Origin of the sequence: Marinobacter sp. W-8, assembly GCF_044342215.1 — a bacterium.
GTDB classification, from domain to species: Bacteria; Pseudomonadota; Gammaproteobacteria; order Pseudomonadales; family Oleiphilaceae; genus Marinobacter; species Marinobacter nauticus.
This window is the reverse complement of the sequence record NZ_CP172297.1, coordinates 678,882-696,435: the sequence shown is the minus strand read 5'-3', so window position 1 is coordinate 696,435 and position 17,554 is coordinate 678,882. Positions and strand designations below refer to the sequence as shown.

At 57.5% G+C, this 17,554-nt stretch carries 11 protein-coding genes; 2 read left to right on the top strand and 9 right to left on the bottom strand.

The genetic code is table 11. The annotated features are described in order from the left end of the window. Positions 1-175 precede the first annotated feature (175 nt). Both ettA and radA read left to right on the top strand, forming a co-directional pair. Positions 176-1,837, top strand: a complete 1,662-nt coding sequence (ettA, locus tag ACF8YQ_RS03150; RefSeq protein WP_011784358.1) for an energy-dependent translational throttle protein EttA — start codon at positions 176-178, stop codon at positions 1,835-1,837. Between the two features lie 70 nt (positions 1,838-1,907). Then, positions 1,908-3,284, top strand: coding sequence for a DNA repair protein RadA (gene radA / locus ACF8YQ_RS03145; RefSeq protein WP_011784357.1), 1,377 nt, complete (start codon positions 1,908-1,910; stop codon positions 3,282-3,284). A 213-nt stretch (positions 3,285-3,497) separates the two neighbouring features. On the opposite strand, the gene ACF8YQ_RS03140 is transcribed toward radA, so the two are convergent. The 9 genes from ACF8YQ_RS03140 to ACF8YQ_RS03100 form a co-directional block, all read right to left on the bottom strand. After that, the gene (locus tag ACF8YQ_RS03140) at positions 3,498-3,866 is read right to left on the bottom strand and encodes a PilZ domain-containing protein (protein ID WP_023011676.1); all 369 of its coding nucleotides are present in this window, start codon (positions 3,864-3,866) and stop codon (positions 3,498-3,500) included. A gap of 308 nt (positions 3,867-4,174) precedes the next feature. Continuing rightward, positions 4,175-5,245 carry a uroporphyrinogen decarboxylase gene (hemE, locus tag ACF8YQ_RS03135; RefSeq protein ID WP_396622564.1) on the bottom strand — a complete coding sequence of 357 codons (1,071 nt, stop codon included), beginning with the start codon at positions 5,243-5,245 and terminating at the stop codon, positions 4,175-4,177. A 128-nt stretch (positions 5,246-5,373) separates the two neighbouring features. Then, a complete protein-coding gene (locus ACF8YQ_RS03130) occupies positions 5,374-6,792 on the bottom strand; it encodes an FAD-dependent oxidoreductase (RefSeq protein WP_153741462.1) in 1,419 nt (472 codons plus the stop codon). 76 nt (positions 6,793-6,868) lie between these two features. Further along, positions 6,869-11,317, bottom strand: coding sequence for a glutamate synthase large subunit (gene gltB / locus ACF8YQ_RS03125; protein WP_396622563.1), 4,449 nt, complete (start codon positions 11,315-11,317; stop codon positions 6,869-6,871). A gap of 170 nt (positions 11,318-11,487) precedes the next feature. Continuing rightward, positions 11,488-13,059 (bottom strand): AAA family ATPase, encoded by a 1,572-nt coding sequence (locus ACF8YQ_RS03120; protein WP_396622562.1) that lies wholly within the window; start codon positions 13,057-13,059, stop codon positions 11,488-11,490. A 32-nt stretch (positions 13,060-13,091) separates the two neighbouring features. Further along, positions 13,092-14,189, bottom strand: a complete 1,098-nt coding sequence (gene aroB, locus ACF8YQ_RS03115; RefSeq protein WP_396622561.1) for a 3-dehydroquinate synthase — start codon at positions 14,187-14,189, stop codon at positions 13,092-13,094. Beyond that, complete coding sequence (aroK, locus tag ACF8YQ_RS03110) at positions 14,158-14,748, bottom strand: shikimate kinase AroK (RefSeq protein WP_396622560.1); 591 nt, start codon at positions 14,746-14,748, stop codon at positions 14,158-14,160. The genes aroB and aroK overlap by 32 nt, the downstream gene beginning before the upstream one ends. A 135-nt stretch (positions 14,749-14,883) precedes the next feature. Beyond that, entirely contained in the window at positions 14,884-16,995 is a 2,112-nt protein-coding gene (pilQ, locus tag ACF8YQ_RS03105; RefSeq protein WP_224851273.1) for a type IV pilus secretin PilQ family protein, read from the bottom strand. 14 nt (positions 16,996-17,009) lie between these two features. Next, entirely contained in the window at positions 17,010-17,552 is a 543-nt protein-coding gene (locus ACF8YQ_RS03100; RefSeq protein WP_153741467.1) for a pilus assembly protein PilP, read from the bottom strand. Positions 17,553-17,554 lie beyond the last annotated feature (2 nt).

Here is a 17,554-nt window from a genome sequence, read left to right as displayed (position 1 = left end):
TGCATGCGGTCCGATCAAGGGCGGCGGGGCAGGCCTTCAGGGATCGTCAAAATCAGGGATGATTTTGTCGAGCGTACATGGACGTATTCACAGCGTATCCCTGAAGGCCTGCCCCGCTGCCCGCGCCACCGCCGCCAGAATCCATGAACCTGATTCTAATGAGGTTTACGCCAAAATGGCTCAATACGTATACACCATGAACCGCGTGGGCAAGGTGGTACCACCCAAGCGGGAAATTCTGAAAGACATCTCTCTGAGCTTCTTCCCGGGCGCCAAAATCGGCGTACTTGGTTTGAACGGCGCCGGTAAATCCACCCTGCTGCGTATTATGGCGGGTGTCGACCAGGATTACATCGGTGAGGCCCGGCCACAGCCCGGCATCAATGTGGGCTACCTGCCGCAGGAGCCGGAATTGGACGAGGAGAAGACCGTAAAGGAAATCGTTGACGAGTCCGTCTCGCACGTACACAACGCTCTGGCGGAGCTGGACAAAGTTTACGCCGCCTACGCCGAGCCAGACGCGGACTTTGACGAGCTGGCCAAGAAACAGGGCGAACTGGAAGCCATTATCCAGGCTACCGATGGCCACGACATAGAGCGCAAGATGGAAGTGGCGGCAGACGCCCTGCGACTGCCGGCCTGGGACCAGAAGGTAAAAGTGCTGTCAGGTGGTGAGCGCCGCCGTGTGGCCCTTTGCCGCCTGCTGCTGTCCGGCCCGGACATGCTCCTGCTGGACGAGCCTACCAACCACCTGGATGCCGAATCCGTGGCCTGGCTGGAGCGCTTCCTGCACGATTACGACGGCACCGTTGTCGCCATCACTCACGACCGTTACTTCCTGGACAACGTCGCCGGCTGGATCCTGGAACTGGACCGTGGCCACGGCATTCCGTTCGAGGGCAACTACAGTCAGTGGCTGGAGAACAAAGAGAAGCGCCTGGAGATGGAGGCCAAGCAGGAGGCCGCTCACCAGAAAGCCATCAAGCACGAGCTGGAATGGGTACGCACCAACGCCAAGGGCCGCCAGTCCAAGAGCAAGGCACGACTGGCCCGCTTCGAGGAGATGAGCTCCCAGGAATTCCAGAAGCGCAACGAAACCAACGAACTGTATATCCCGCCCGGACCTCGCCTTGGCGACAAGGTGATCGAGGTGGACGGCATCAGCAAGGCCTTCGGCGACCGCCTGCTGTACGAGAATGTCTCGTTCCACGTTCCACCGGGTGCGATTGTTGGCATCATCGGTGGTAACGGCGCAGGCAAATCCACGCTGTTCAAGATGATCGCAGGCATGGACAAACCGGATTCCGGCACCATCACCGTTGGTGAAACCGTGGAACTGGCCTATGTGGATCAGATGCGCGATCTCGACGGCAGCAAGACTGTATGGGAAGAGCTTTCCGACGGCCAGGACATCATCAAGGTCGGTAACTACGAGACCCCGTCCCGGGCCTACGTGGGCCGCTTCAACTTCAAGGGCACTGACCAACAGAAACGGGTGGGCGACCTGTCCGGCGGTGAGCGCAACCGCCTGCACCTGGCCAAGCTGCTGAAACAGGGTGGCAACGTGCTGCTGCTGGACGAACCCACCAACGACCTTGACGTGGAAACCCTGCGCGCTCTGGAAGAAGCCCTGCTGAACTTCCCGGGCTCCGCCCTGGTGATCTCGCACGACCGCTGGTTCCTGGACCGGGTAGCGACCCACATCCTGGCGTTCGAAGACGACGGCGAAGTAGTCTACTTCGAAGGCAACTTCACCGATTACGACGCCGACTTCAAGAAGCGCAAAGGCGACTCCGCCATGCAGCCCAAGCGTATGAAGTACAAGAAACTGGCGTAACCGATGACCGGGCCGACCTTCGCGTCGGCCCGCTTGCCCTCCCCGATCTGCCCGACACGGAACCATACCCATGGCCAAAGCCAAAACCGCCTTTGTATGCACCGAGTGTGGTGCCGACTATTCCAAGTGGCAGGGCCAATGTACCGCCTGCCAGGCCTGGAACACCATCAGTGAGGTACGCGGCGTCTCAGGCCCCGGCAAAGGTGCTCGCAGCGCCCGCTTTGAGGGTTATGCCGGCAGCTTGTCGGAGGTAAAAAGCCTGGACGAAGTCAGTCTGGCAGAGCAGGCACGCATCAGCACCGGCATGCAGGAATTCGACCGTGTCCTGGGTGGCGGCCTGGTGGAAGGCTCGGCGGTACTCATGGGCGGTCACCCCGGCGCGGGCAAAAGTACCCTGCTACTGCAGGCGGTTTGCCAACTGGCCGAGAAGCACTCAGCGCTGTACGTCACCGGTGAGGAATCCCTGCAACAGGTGGCCATGCGCGCCAAGCGGCTGGGCCTGCCCACCAAAGACCTGAAAATGCTCTCGGAAACCTCCGTTGAGCGGCTTATGCAGGTGGCGGAAGCGGAGAAGCCCCGCATTCTGGTGATCGACAGTATCCAGGTGATGCATGTGGCGGATATTGAATCCGCCCCTGGCTCGGTATCCCAGGTTCGGGAAAGCGCAGCCTTCCTGACCCGCTTCGCCAAACAAACCGGCACCATTCTCTTGCTGGTGGGCCATGTCACCAAAGACGGCAGCCTGGCCGGCCCGAAAGTGCTGGAACACATGATTGACTGCTCGATCCTGCTGGAAGGCTCCAGCGACAGCCGCTACCGCACCCTGCGCGGCATCAAGAACCGCTTCGGCGCGGTTAATGAGCTGGGCGTGTTTGCCATGCTGGAGCAAGGCCTGAAGGAAGTGAAAAATCCGAGCGCTATTTTCCTGAATCGGGGCGAGGAAGCGGCGCCGGGGAGCGTGGTGATGGTGGTCTGGGAAGGCACTCGGCCGATGCTGGTGGAGATTCAGGCCCTAGTGGACATGGCCCAGGGGAGCTACCCGAGACGGGTGGCGGTAGGGACTGACCAGAACCGCTTAGCGATGCTTCTGGCCGTGCTGCACCGCCATGGCGGCATGCATGTTGCGGATCAGGATGTGTTTGTGAATGTGGTGGCCGGTGTGAAGGTCAACGAAACCAGTGCGGATCTTGCTTTGCTGTCAGCTGTGGTTTCGTCATTCCGGAATCGGGCGCTGCCGCAGGATCTGGTGATTTTTGGCGAAGTTGGCTTGTCTGGCGAGATCCGGCCGGTACCAAGCGGCCAGGAGCGTATCTACGAGGCGGCCAAGCACGGTTTTACCCGGGCTTTGGTGCCCAAGGCCAACGTTCCGCGTAAGCCTGTCGATGGCATGAAAGTGATTCCGGTGACCAAGCTTTCGGATGCTCTTTCGGCTCTTGAGGAGCTTTGAGTTTTGGCCCTAGCCTTCTGGCTTTAGCGTCGGGCTGCTGTTGGAGAACGCTTCAAAAAACCGCTACGAGCACATCCATGTGCGCTTCTCTCCGGCCATCCATGGCCTCCGAAATTTTTTGAAGCGTTCTCCAACACCAGCCTAGCAACCTGAGTGAAATAGCCCGCAATAACCAAACATTGGACCTATCCACATCAAATCCCCGCAAAACGATCAATCAATGAGATGCGCAAACTCTCTCTCCAAAAGCGCCTGATCCCCCAGATTCAGCTCTACCAACCGCTTCAAATGCGATGCACTGTCCAGATCAATGTACTGGCAGCGAAATCCCAGCCGATGATCCTCCACATGCTTCAGCTCCACCGCCATCACAATCGCAGCTTCATGTTCATTCAGGTGAATCACCACCTCACAGGGCTTATTCAACGGAACCTTCCAGCCTTCTGGCCGCTGAACCAACACACCCTTCAGGGAAATATCCAACACCTCCGTTGACCACACCTGGTCCTGACAATGCAGCTCACAGGGGGCATCGAAACTGATTCGGTGAAACCGGCGTTTTTCTGAGGTTTTAGCAGACAAGGGAATGCTCCGGATCAAAAGTCATTGCTTTCTATGACTATAGACCGGACACAAAAGGGAGTACAGCAAAGAACCTCCAGCAACCACAGCGAGAGAAGCCACCGTCCGAAAACGCTGCATCCATTCTAGAGAGGATACTTCCAGAGGGTTGATTAGCGGGCTGGTGGAACGGCCTCCGAAAAATGTCGGAGGCCATGGATGGCCGGAGAGAAGCGCACAGGGAAGTGCTCGTAGCGGTTTTTCGGAGGCCGTTCCACCAGCCCGCAAGCACCAAGCTCGCAGGCTACAAATGACGGCAATCTCCTAGTTTAGCTTCGCTGGTGATACTGCCCACTAAGCTCAACAACCGCCTCAATAAAAGCCCCGGCATGCTCCGGATCCACATCCGGCGTAATCCCATGCCCAAGGTTGAACACATGCCCCGAGCCAGAACCATAGCGCTTCAGGATATCCGCCACCTCCTGGCGAATGCGCGCCTTCGGCGCATACAGCATGGCCGGGTCCATGTTGCCCTGCAGGGCCACCTTGTCGCCCACGCGGGCACGGGCGTTACCGATGTCCGTCGTCCAGTCCAGCCCCACAGCATCGGCGCCACAATCAGCGATAGAATCCAGCCACTGACCACCGTTCTTGGTGAAAACAATCACCGGCACACGGCGACCTTCGCTCTCGCGAATCAGACCATCAACAATCTTCGTCATGTAGCGCAGGGAAAACTCTTCATAGGCCCAGCTGCTCAACACACCACCCCAGGTATCAAAAATCTGCACAGCCTGGGCGCCGGCCTTGATCTGGCCATTGAGGTAGTCAATGACCGAATCTGCCAGATGGTCCAACAGACGATGCATCACCTCCGGCTGACCGTACATCAACTTCTTGGCTTCCGAGAAGGTCTTGGAAGATCCACCTTCAATCATGTAGGTGGCCAGAGTCCAGGGACTGCCAGAGAAACCGATCAGCGGCACGCGGCCATTCAGCTCCCGGCGAATGGTAGACACCGCATTCATCACGTAGTCCAGGTCAGACTCGGCATTCATCCTGGGCAGTGCATCCACATCTGCTTCCGAACGAATGACCTTACGGAATTTCGGGCCTTCGCCAGTTTCGAAATAGAGCCCCAGCCCTAGAGCATCGGGAATGGTCAGAATGTCAGAAAACAGGATGGCGGCATCCAGGGGGTAACGCTCCAGCGGCTGCAGGGTAACCTCACAGGCCAGCGGGGTGTTTTTGCACAAACTGAGGAAGTCGCCGGCCTTGGCCCGGGTTGCGCGGTATTCCGGCAGGTAACGGCCTGCCTGGCGCATCATCCACACCGGGGTGCGGTCTACAGGCTGGCGCATCAGGGCGCGCAGGAAGCGATCGTTCTTCAGCTCGGTCATAGAGTTTCCCGTTCTCGTCGGTAAAAATGGTCAGAGACAATGGGGAGCAATGATACCCCGTTTGCACGAATAAAAAAGGGCGGCTTACCCTTAGCAAGCCGCCCTTTCTGACTCTGGTCAATCCAGCGTTAAACGTCCAGGTAGTCCAGGATGCCTTCGGCCGCCTGACGTCCTTCCCAGATTGCGGTAACCACCAGATCCGAGCCACGCACCATGTCGCCACCAGCGAAAATCTTGGCATTGCTGGTCTGGAACGGAAACTCGGCTTCTTCTGCCGCAGTCACCCGACCGGAGTCGTCCGTGTTCACGCCCAGCTCTTCAAACCAGGGTGCTGGGCTCGGGCGGAAGCCGAACGCTACCAACACGGCATCAGCCGGAATCACTTCCTCACTGCCCGGAACCACTTCCGGACGACGACGGCCGTTTTCGTCCGGCTCACCCAGCTCCGTGGTGACTACCTTTACACCCTCAACGCGGTCTTCACCGATGATGGCGATGGGCTGACGGTTGAACAGGAACTTGACGCCCTCCTCTTTCGCGTTGGCCACTTCCCGACGGGAACCAGGCATGTTGGCCTCATCGCGGCGATAGGCACAGGTCACGCTCTCGGCCTGCTGGCGAATGGAAGTCCGGTTACAGTCCATAGCGGTGTCACCACCACCCAGCACCACAACACGCTTGCCTTTCATATCGATGAAGTCAGATTCCTTTTTCTCGAAACCCAGGCGACGGTTAACATTCGAAATCAGGAACGGCAGGGCGTCATAGACACCCGGCAGCTCCTCACCGGGGAACCCACCTTTCATGTAGGTGTAGGTGCCCATACCCATAAAGACGGCATCGAATTCTTCCAGGATCTTGTTCAGCTGAACGTCTTTGCCTACTTCGGTGCTCAGGCGGAACTCCACGCCCATTTCCTCGAACACCTTGCGGCGGCGGGACATGACGGACTTTTCCAGCTTGAACTCGGGAATGCCAAAGGTCAGCAGGCCACCGATCTCCGGATAACGGTCGAACACCACCGGCTTGACACCGTTGCGGACCAGAACATCGGCACAACCAAGACCTGCGGGGCCGGCGCCAATTACAGCTACCTTTTTATCGGTCCAGGTAACGCTGGACATATCCGGCTTCCAGCCGAGAGCAAACGCGGTGTCGGTAATGTACTTCTCGACAGAACCGATAGTCACCGCGCCGTAGCCGTCATTCAGGGTGCAGGCACCTTCACACAGGCGATCCTGCGGGCACACACGACCACAGACTTCCGGCAGGGAGTTGGTCTGGTGGCACAGTTCCACCGCCTTCATGATGTTGCCCTCCGACACCAGCTTCAGCCAGTTCGGAATATAGTTGTGTACCGGGCACTTCCATTCACAGTACGGGTTACCACACGCCAGGCAGCGATGGGACTGGGAGGCCGCATGGGTTTCGCTGAACGGGTGATAGATTTCCCCGAATTCCTTTTTGCGCTTCTTGGCAGGCACCTTCTTCGGGTCTACCCGCCCAACTTCCACAAACTGAAAGTCATTGTTGAGACGTTCTTTCATGTTGCCACTCTCATCAGCTCGATTTCGACGGGGGCCGCACCGGAGTGCAGCCCATCAACCTTGTTGGACCTGCCCGTTATTCAGGGCGGGCGCGGGTGCTTGCCAGCAGGCTGCGAAGGTTCGCGGCCTTGGGCTTGACCAGCCAGAAACGGCCGATGTAATCGTCGAAATCTTCAAGTAGGTGCTCTGCCCAGGCACTTCCGGTTTCGGAGATGTGCTCCCGGATCACGCCACGCAGGTGGTTCCGGTAGGCTTCCATGTCTTCACGGGAAATACGCTGGATCTCAACCAGTTCATGGTTGTATTTGTCCACAAAGGTGTTGTCCAGGTCCAGCACATAGGCGAACCCGCCGGTCATGCCGGCACCAAAGTTGTAGCCGGTGGACCCCAGCACGGTGACCAGACCACCGGTCATGTATTCGCAGCAGTGATCGCCAGCGCCTTCAACCACGGCATGGGCGCCGGAGTTACGAACCGCAAAGCGCTCACCGGCGGTGCCGGCCGCAAACAGCTTGCCACCGGTGGCGCCATACAGACAGGTGTTGCCGACAATGGAGGTTTCCTGGGTCTTGAAATCGCTGCCACGGGGCGGCTTGACCACCAGCTTGCCGCCGGTCATGCCTTTACCCACGTAGTCGTTGGCATCACCCTCCAGAATCAGGTTCAGACCACCGACGTTCCAGACACCGAAGCTCTGGCCAGCGGTGCCGGTCAGGTCCAGGGTGATGGGGGCATCGGTCATGCCCTGATTGCCGTAACGGGCGGCAATCTCGCCAGACAGGCGTGCACCAATGGAACGGTCACAGTTAGTCACCCGGTAACTCCAGGCACCGCCGGACTTCTCGGCGATGGCAGCAGCGGTGTCCTGCACCATCTGCTCCGCCAGCTTACCTTCATCGAACGGCTTGTTGCGCTCAATCTGGCAGGTGTGCGGCTTGTCAGCCGGAATGTGGTCGTTCTGCAGCAGACGGGTCAGATCCAGCTTCTTCTGGCGCTCGGTATTACCCGGCAGACGCTCCAGCAGGTCAACACGGCCGACCAACTCTTCCAGAGAACGCACACCCAGCTTCGCCAGCCATTCACGGGTTTCCTCCGCCACAAAGCGGAAGAAGTTCATGGCCATTTCCACGGTGCCCTTGAAGTGCTCTTCGCGCAGATAGTCGTTCTGCGTGGCGACACCGGTCGCACAGTTATTCAGGTGGCAGATCCGCAGGTATTTACAACCCAACGCCACCATCGGCGTAGTACCGAAGCCAAAGCTCTCCGCGCCCAGAATCGCGGCTTTCACCACGTCCAGGCCAGTCTTGATGCCGCCGTCGGTCTGCAGGCGAATCTTGCCTCGCAGATCATTGGCGCGCAGCGCCTGCTGGGTTTCCGTCAGGCCCAGCTCCCAGGGGGAGCCAGCGTAGCGGATTGAGGTCAGCGGACTGGCTGCGGTACCGCCGTCATAACCGGAAACCGTAATCAGGTCGGCATAAGCCTTGGCAACGCCCGCGGCAATCGTGCCCACCCCGGGCTCTGATACCAGCTTGACGGACACCAGCGCCTCCGGGTTCACCTGCTTCAGGTCGAAGATCAGCTGCGCCAGGTCTTCAATGGAGTAGATGTCGTGGTGCGGCGGTGGTGAGATCAGAGTGACGCCCGGCACCGAGTAACGCAGGCGGGCGATCAGGTCATTCACCTTACCGCCCGGCAACTGGCCACCTTCGCCCGGCTTGGCACCCTGGGCCACCTTGATCTGCATAACATCGGCACTACGCAGGTACTCAGCGGTCACACCGAAACGACCGGAAGCCACCTGTTTGATCTTGGAACGCTTGTTGGTGCCATGACGGGCCGGGTCTTCGCCGCCCTCACCCGAGTTGGAACGACCACCCAGCGTGTTCATGGCCACGGCTAGAGCCTCGTGCGCCTCCGGAGACAGGGCACCCAGAGACATAGCCGCAGAGTCAAAACGCGGGAAAATATTCTCCACGGGCTCAACGTCGCTCAGGTCAATTGACTGGATGCCCTCACGGAACACCAACAGGTCGCGCAGGGTGGCAACCGGGCGCTCATTGACCAGACCGGCGTATTCCTTGTAGGTGCCATAGTCGCCACTGATCACGGCATCCTGCAGTTTGCCCACCACATCCGGGTTGAAGGCGTGGTATTCCTGGCCATGCACGTACTTGAGCAGGCCGCCCTGGGAAATAGGCTTACGGGGCTTCCAGGCAACCGCGGCCAACTGCTCCTGATCCTGCTGGAAATCGAAGAAGTCGGCGCCCTGAATCCGGCTCGGGACGCCTTTGAAACACAGGTCTACCACATTGTCGGCAAGACCAATGGCTTCAAACAGTTGGGCACCGCGATAGGAGGTAATGGTGGAGATACCCATCTTCGACAGGATCTTCAGCAAGCCCTTGTTGATGCCCTTACGGTAATTGTTCTTGGCTTCGATCGGATCCATCAGCATTTCGCCGGTGCGAATCAGATCGTTCAGGATCTGGTACGCCAGGTACGGGTAGACCGCCGTGGCACCAAATCCGAACAGTACCGCAAAGTGATGCGGATCCCGAGCCCAGCCGGTCTCAACAATGATGTTGGAATCACAGCGCAGACCACTCGCCACCAGGTGATGATGCACTGCGCCGGTGGCCATCAGGGCATTGATGGGGAGATCTCCCTGAGCCAGGTCCTTATCGCTGAGAATCAGCAGCACCTTGCCATCACGGACGACTTTTTCAGCCTCGTCACATACTCGACGAACCGCCTGCTCCAAGCCCTCTTCAGGACGATAGCTCAGGGCGATTTTTGCCACCTCAAATCCCGGACGATCGTTATTACTGATCTTCAGGAACTTGGCCGGCGACAGCACCGGCGTGGTCAGGATAATCCGGTTAGCATGCTCCGGAGACTCCTCGAAAACGTTCTGTTCCGCGCCCAGACAAGTCTCCAGAGACATGACGATGGTCTCACGGAGAGGATCAATGGGCGGGTTGGTGACCTGCGCGAATTTCTGCCGGAAGTAATCCGCCACATGGCGCACCTTGCTGGACAGAACCGCCATCGGGGTATCGTCCCCCATGGAACCGACCGCCTCCTGGGCACTCTCAGCCAGTGGGCGCAGCACCTGGTCCCGCTCTTCAAACGAGATATTGAACATCTTCTGATGAACCAGAAGCTCTTCGGATTCCATCAACTTGAATTCCGGGGTCGCCTGATTCAGCGTGGTCTCGACTCGCAGTGCATTGTCCTTGAGCCAGCGCTTGTAGGGCTGGGCTTTTTTGAGCCGCTGGTCGATATCCCCGGTATGCAGGACCTCGCCGGATTCGGTATCGATGGCCAGCATCTGACCCGGGCCAACCCGCCCCTTGGCCACCACATCATCCGGTGAGTAGCTGTACGTTCCCACTTCCGAGGCCAGGGTGATGAAATCGTCCTTGGTGATAACCCAGCGTGCGGGACGCAGACCATTGCGATCCAGCATACACAGCGCATAACGGCCATCTGACATTACCAGGCCCGCAGGGCCATCCCAAGGCTCCATATGCATGGAGTTGTACTCGTAAAAGGCCCGCAGCTCAGAATCCATGGTATCAACATTCTGCCAGGCAGGCGGAATCATCATGCGCACCGCCCGGAACAGGTCTACACCACCTGCCAGGAGCACTTCCAGCATGTTGTCCATGCTTGAGGAGTCGGAGCCAGTCAGGTTAACCAGCGGCTGCAGGGTCTGCAGATCCGGCAAATCCGGTGAGCTGAACTTGGCTGCGCGGGCAATTGCCCAATTACGGTTACCGTCGATGGTGTTTATCTCACCATTATGGGCCAGGAACCGGAACGGCTGCGCCAGTGGCCAACGCGGCATGGTGTTGGTCGAGAAGCGCTGGTGGAAAACACAGATGGCCGTTTGCAGATCCGGATCACCAAGGTCTTTGTAGAAGTTGGCCAGATCTGCGGGCATCATCAGGCCTTTGTAGGCCAATGTCTTGTGGGAAAGACTGCAGATATAGAATTCCGGGTCTTCCGTCATATCCCGCTCGGCATGACGGCGCCCCACAAACAGGCTAATCGCGAATTCTTGCTCGGCCTTACCGCCAGGCTCTACAAACACCTGTTCAATGCGCGGCAGACAGTCCAAGGCCATAGGACCAAGGCAGCTGTCATCAACGGGCACTTCCCGCCAACCCAAAACCTCAAGCCCTTGCTCCGTAAGCCTTTTTTCTATAGCAGCCCGACCAGCAGAAGCTTTTGCGTCGTCCTTAGCCAAAAAAACCTGGCCAACTGCAAACAAGTCGCCAGGTTTTTTGCCGAAGGCTGCCTGAGCAGCTTTGTAGAGGAAGGCCTTGGGGCTCTGAATAAGCAGACCACAACCATCACCGGTCTTACCATCGGCGGCAATACCGCCCCGGTGGGTCATGCAGGTCAGAGATTCAATGGCTGTCTGCAACAGCTTATGGCTCGCTTCGCCCTTCATGTGGGCAATCAGGCCAAAACCGCAGTTGTCCCTGAACTCATCAGGATGATACAAGCCTGTCGTCATAAGCGTTCTCTCGCGTGTAAATGCTTCCCGCCAGCGACACTCCCGCACCAAAAAAGTGCAAAAAATACGCTGACACCGAAAAAAGGGGGAAGGGATTTTACACACGTGAAACTACGTATACAATTTTTTTCGTAGCTTGGTGCCTGAAGCGCACCGGAATGGTGCGAAAATCAATAATCCTCGTAGGGTCGAACCCAAGGATTCGAGATCCTCAGCGCGTCGGGCAGACTAGCCGCCGCCGCCCCGGCCTCTTCTCGGCTAGAGTATTGACCATAAACCAGCATAAACCAAGGTAAGCCCTGGCGCTCACCCTTAGTGTAGCTCAAATTCGCATCCTCGGGCGCTCGACGCAGTACATTCAACACCGTTTGTTCCTGATTGCCTGCAACAAGTTGCAGCGTCCAACCCTTGCGCTGACGTAACTGGTCAAGTGCCACAAATTTAACGGGGTTAGCTGGCACAAACTCTGGCTCTGGCTCTGGCTCTGGCTCTGGCTCTGGCTCTGGCTCTGGCTCTGGCTCTGGCTCTGGCTCTGGCTCTGGCTCTGGCTCTGGCTCTGGCTCTGGCTCTGGCTCTGGCTCTGGCTCTGGCTCTGGCTCTGGCTCTGGCTCTGGCTCTGGCTCTGGCTCTGGCTCTGGCTCTGGCTCTGGCTCTGGGACAATCTCTGTTTCAGGCAGAGGCTGTGTCAAATCTTCAGTAGCATTGGTTTCGCCCGGAACGCCAGACTCATCTTCGCCCGCAGGCGCAATCAAAGTCGCTATTTCCGGCTCAGGCTCCTCAGTACCCGGACCAATGGTAATGCTCTTACGGACTGGCTCAGGCTCAACCTCGGCGTCAGCCTGTCGCTGAACCGTGCTCTCATATTGCTGGGAAACAAACCACCAGGATGCCGCCAGCAATAGCAGCCCCAGCGCAGGCCACCGCATATGCGCAACCGTAAAACCAGCTTTCGAGGAGGACGTTGCCGACGACGGAACCATGTCCAGCCAAACACCCGGCGCAACACGCTTTAGCCGACCAAAGCTGCCCTGGCTCAACACCTCCAGCTTTTTCAGACGAGAGGTCGACAGCAGCTCAGACTGAGAGCCGCCCGCCCGGTGAACCCTGGGTTCGAGATAAGCCTTGATATCTTCGCGGCTTAACGGAGGCAGGTTCAGGTGATGCGCATAAGCGGAATCCGGGCGATCTTCCAATTGGTGCCACACCTGCTCGGTTCCGGCCAGAATCGGAACGGCAGAAACAGACCGTTCTGATGCCACAAAGCCTGCTACCAGAAGATTCAGAACATCCGACTCAACCCGGTCTGCATCGTCAATCAGCAGCACTTGCCGGTGACCTCGGCGGAGGCCGGATTCGGACCAGCGAAAATAGCGATAAACGGCCTCTCTGGGCTCAGAGTCTGCCGGTATCCCGGATTTCGCCAATTGTTTCAGGTAACGCGCGAGGGCCTGGCGGCTGGTAAGCGCCGATGCGGGAATTCGATGAAAATCAAGCCTTGAGGACTCGCTGCGCACCAACTCTGCCAACACCCGGGTCTTACCGGCCCCCGGCGCACCGGTCAGAACCAGCACCATATCCCCGAACCCACAAAGATGGCGCAACGTTTCCAAAGCATGCTGACGCATGGCATCCGGAAAAAACGGTGTTTCCATCTCGAGAGGGTTGTCGCGCAGACCGTATCGCTGCTGGAGTCGGGGGAAAAGCCCCCCGCCATCGGTACTGTTCAAGGATTCTTGAGTCACACGCCGTCCCTGTTTCTGAAACTCAGAGCCCATCAGCCTGCCTGCGGCAGGAATGCCCTCAAGGTATCACGGATGTTGTCAGCGGAGGCATTCTCGGTGATAAAGGCATCACCTATTGCTTTCAGGAGAACCAACCGTAGCCGACCATCCACATTCTTCTTGTCCACGGACATCAGATTCATGAAGTCCTCTGATGTCATGCCGCTCGGTGCCCACTCAGGCAAACGAGCGCGCCGAATCAGGGCAACCGCCCGGGCCCGGTCGTCCGCCGAGATCAGCCCCTCTCTCACAGAGAGATCGGCTGCCATCATCATACCCGTGCCCACGGCTTCACCGTGCAACCAGTTGCCGTAGCCAGCAAAGGTTTCAATGGCATGACCAAAGGTATGACCAAGATTGAGGATTGCACGCAACCCGCCCTCTCGTTCGTCAAGCGCAACAACTTCCGCCTTACAGACACAGGAACGATAGATCGCCTCACCTAACGCCTTGGCATCAAGTCGTAACAGGCTCTCCATGGAATCCTCAAGCCAGGCCAGGAAAGACTCGTCCCGAATCAGGCCATATTTGATCACCTCTGCGAGACCGGCAGACACCTCCCTCTCCGGCAGTGTTTGCAAGCTGTTGGTATCGATCAGCACCGCCTGCGGCTGATGGAAAGCACCGATCATGTTCTTGCCAAGCGGGTGATTTATCCCTGTTTTCCCCCCAACAGACGAGTCCACTTGAGAGAGCAGCGTGGTTGGAACCTGTATGAAGGGAACGCCGCGCTGGTAACAGGCCGCCGCGAAACCCGCCATATCACCCACAACGCCGCCGCCCAGGGCAACGAGTGTCGTTTTGCGGGTATGTCGTTTTTCCAGAAGCGCGTCGAAAATGAGGTTGAGCGTCTGCCAATCCTTGAACTGTTCTCCATCGGGCAAGGTCACTACGTCAATGGCCTTGCCGGGAAAACAGCCTTTCACCTTCTCAAGATACAGGGGGCCAACGGTATCGTTAGTTACGATCATGACCTGCTGGCCTGCCACCCAGGGTGTCAGGTCAAACGAGCCCAGCAGCCCCTGCCCGATAATGATCGGATAGCTGCGCTCCCCGAGCTCAACCTTCAGCTCTCGAAGTACCTTGTACATTATGCCTGCCCTCTTTCCGCCGCTGTCTTCTGTGGCGGGGCGTTTTAGGATTGATTCGGTTCACCAGTTGCCGAACCACAAGACGGGGGCTTTTACGATCGGTAAACATAACGATATCCGCCAACTCGGTATAGAGCGGGTCCCGAATCGCAAACAGCCTGCGCAACACGCCTTCCGGATCGTCGTTCTGCAACAACGGTCGGTTCCTGTCCTTACGTGTGCGCTCAACCTGTTGGTCTATAGACGTTTTGAGGTAAACCACCACAGCGTTCTTTTTCAGCAATCCGTGGTTTTCAGCACGCATGACGGCACCGCCCCCGGTTGCCAGTACCGTGCCCACCTCATTGGACAGCTCGTCAAGCATTGAGGTTTCACGCTGACGAAAACCGTCCTCACCTTCAACATCGAAGATCCAGGGAATATTGGCACCACATCGCTCTTCGATAATCCGGTCCGAGTCCAGGAATCGATAGCCGAGCTCCTTGGCCAGCAACCGGCCAATGGTGCTTTTTCCAGCCCCCATGGGCCCAACCAGAACAACGCGCTTGGGCAAAGACATAATTTCCGCTCAACAAGTTTCAGGCGGGTGAGAATAGCATAAGGACCGGCAATCCATAAGCGGCTTGGAACCGGTGAACCACCCCTGAACGAAAAAACCGCCGGGGTTACCGGCGGTTTTTAGACTGCAGCGAGCTTATTGCAGTATGTCGTTCTTGATGATCTTCGGCGTAATAAAGATCAACAGCTCGCTGCGCTCATCAACATGCTCGGTGCGTTTGAACAGGCGCCCGAGATAGGGGATGTCACCCAGGAATGGGGTTTTCGTGGTCTGAGTGGCAACTTCAGACTGAAAGATACCACCCAGTACAACCGTCTCGCCGTTAGCAACCAATACCTGAGTTGTAACCTCGTTGGTATTGATAGACGGGATACCTGCAGTCACTTCTCCTCGGGAATCCTGATTTACAACGAGATCCATAATGATCTTGTCGTCGGGCGTAATCTGCGGTGTAACCTCAAGCGAGAGCACTGCTTCTTTGAACTCTACGTTGGTTGCACCGCTGGATGTTGCCTCCTGATATGGAATTTCTTCACCGGACTTGATAGACGCAGTCTGACGATCAGCCGTTACAACCCTAGGCTGCGAAACCACTTCCGCGCGACCATCACTCTCCAGTGCCGAAAGCTCCAGATCCACCAGGAAGTCATCACTTCCCCACCCGATGGCAAAGGAGGATGCTCCATCACCACTTACACCAAGATCGACTCCCAGCGCACCCGGGAAAGAAATGGTGTTGCTGCCTCCGCTTGCAGCATCTCTGGCTTCTTGCAGGGTTCCGAGAGAACCACCAACAGTGATCACATCATCACCATCGACGTTGTAAGCCGCGCCGCCCCAGCGAACACCAAGATCTTCCGCAACGTTTGTCTGAGCGCGAACAATTCGAGCTTCAATTGACACTTGGCGAACCGGGACATCCCACGTGGATACCAGCCGGCGAATTTCCTCCAGCTTCTCAGCGGTTTCCCGAACACTGATGGTATTGGTTCTGGCATCGGAAGACACAAAACCACGGGAGGAGATCAGTTCTTCATCCGCCTGAATCAGAGCAACCACATCCGCCGCCTTGGCGTAGTTCACCTGAATAATATCCAGCCGGACCGGTGCCAACTCAGCGATCTGTTTGTTAGTTTCAAGCTCAAGCTTTTCACGGGCCGCAATTTCCTCAGCAGGCGCAACCAGCAGTACGTTGCCAATCTGACGCTTATCCAAACCTTTGGTCTTGAGGATCAGATCCAACGCCTGATCCCAGGGAACGTTCTGCAGACGCAGAGTGATACTGCCGCCCACCGTGTCACTGGCAACCAGGTTCAGGCCAGTGAAATCAGCAATCAGCTGAAGCACAGAGCGAACTTCAATATCCTGGAAGTTAAGGGAAAGCTTCTCGCCGGTATACGGGAACTTCTCCTCGCGACGAGCTTCCGCCTCTTCCTGACTCAGAGCTTCAACACTCACAGTGAATTCGCGACCAGACTGATAGGCGATATAGTCGTAGTCGCCCTCCGGTCTAATTTCGACGACCGCACTTCCATCTTCCACAAAGGTATCAATGCGAGTCACCGGCGTTGCAAAATCCGTAACATCAAGGCGCCGACGTAGATCCGCGGGAACCTGGAGATCCGGCATTGTCAACCGGATCCGGCCACCCAACTCGTTCAGATTAACGGTCGCCGTGTTGCTACCGAGATCGACGATAACCCGACCTTCACCCTCTTTACCACGACGGAAATCGACACCGGCCAACGCGTTCGAGGATGCTGACGAAACCGTTGCCGTCCGTTGCGCAGGTTGAGAAGTTGAGGCGACGGCATCGGACTCACCACCAATGGTCATTACCAGAGAGTTATTGGTACGTACGGTATCGTGAGGCACCAATTCGACCAGATTAAAGATCAAACGGGTGCGATCCTTGGTTTCCACCACGGTGACGCTCTGGGCATTACCTGTACCCAGCGGAATGCTGCGCTGATTCAGGGCACTGGTGGTATCCTTCAGATCCACCGCAATCCGGGCTGGCCGCTCTATGGTATAGCCCGAAGGCTCAGGCGGCGTGCCATCAAACTGCATGGTGACTTCCAGCCGCTCCCCTGGCAGCGACGAAAACGACAAGTCCTGAAGCGTGACCGCGCTGGCCAGGCCGCTCCATAACCCGATGGCAATCACGCCTACGCAGACATTGAGTTTTTTGAACATCGCTAGCCTCGACCCTAAACCTGTTTGTTCGTGCATGTTTCTTGAATTCATACCGTTACCGCTCCTCAGCCTTCATCCAAAGACAGGGAGCGCGGGCGTTCTACCCAACCACCCCGGCCATTCGGAACGATTTCAATCAGTTCAATGCGGGTTTCACTGACCCCCACAATACGGCCATAGTTCTGGCCCATGTAATTACCGGTGCGCACCCGGTGAATGCCGCCCGAGTTATCTCTAATCAGAGCGAACAGGTTGCCCTCAACCCCCTGTAGCGTGCCCACCATGGCCAGAGACTTGAGGTCAAAGTTCTCAAGCACTTCCCGGGGCCGGTCCAGATCCGGCTCAACGTCACTGACTGGCTCCTCATCAACCATCGTAAGTTGGACATCTACCGGCGGCTCAAACGGTGCGCGCCGATCTGCTGCCGAATAACTAAAGGCCTCGTAGGCCTTGAACTCCGGCAAGGGTTCCACATGCCCACGGGGTTTCGCCCGGGTATCTGCCATAAACTTGTCGAGATCCGAGAAACCGTTTCCCTGGGAACAAGCCGTCAGCAAAGACGCCAGACACACACCCAGCCAGGCTTTTCCCGCATGCTTTCCTGTCATGC

What these genes read in the sequence shown, in the direction of transcription:
- hemE (WP_396622564.1), bottom strand. Translation starts at nt 5,245, where the DNA reads ATGACCGAGCTGAAGAACGATCGCTTCCTGCGCGCCCTGATGCGCCAG.
- radA (WP_011784357.1), top strand. Translation starts at nt 1,908, where the DNA reads ATGGCCAAAGCCAAAACCGCCTTTGTATGCACCGAGTGTGGTGCCGAC.
- ACF8YQ_RS03100 (WP_153741467.1), bottom strand. Translation starts at nt 17,552, where the DNA reads ATGACAGGAAAGCATGCGGGAAAAGCCTGGCTGGGTGTGTGTCTGGCG.
- aroK (WP_396622560.1), bottom strand. Translation starts at nt 14,748, where the DNA reads ATGTCTTTGCCCAAGCGCGTTGTTCTGGTTGGGCCCATGGGGGCTGGA.
- ettA (WP_011784358.1), top strand. Translation starts at nt 176, where the DNA reads ATGGCTCAATACGTATACACCATGAACCGCGTGGGCAAGGTGGTACCA.
- ACF8YQ_RS03130 (WP_153741462.1), bottom strand. Translation starts at nt 6,792, where the DNA reads ATGAAAGAACGTCTCAACAATGACTTTCAGTTTGTGGAAGTTGGGCGG.
- pilQ (WP_224851273.1), bottom strand. Translation starts at nt 16,995, where the DNA reads ATGAATTCAAGAAACATGCACGAACAAACAGGTTTAGGGTCGAGGCTA.
- aroB (WP_396622561.1), bottom strand. Translation starts at nt 14,189, where the DNA reads ATGTACAAGGTACTTCGAGAGCTGAAGGTTGAGCTCGGGGAGCGCAGC.
- gltB (WP_396622563.1), bottom strand. Translation starts at nt 11,317, where the DNA reads ATGACGACAGGCTTGTATCATCCTGATGAGTTCAGGGACAACTGCGGT.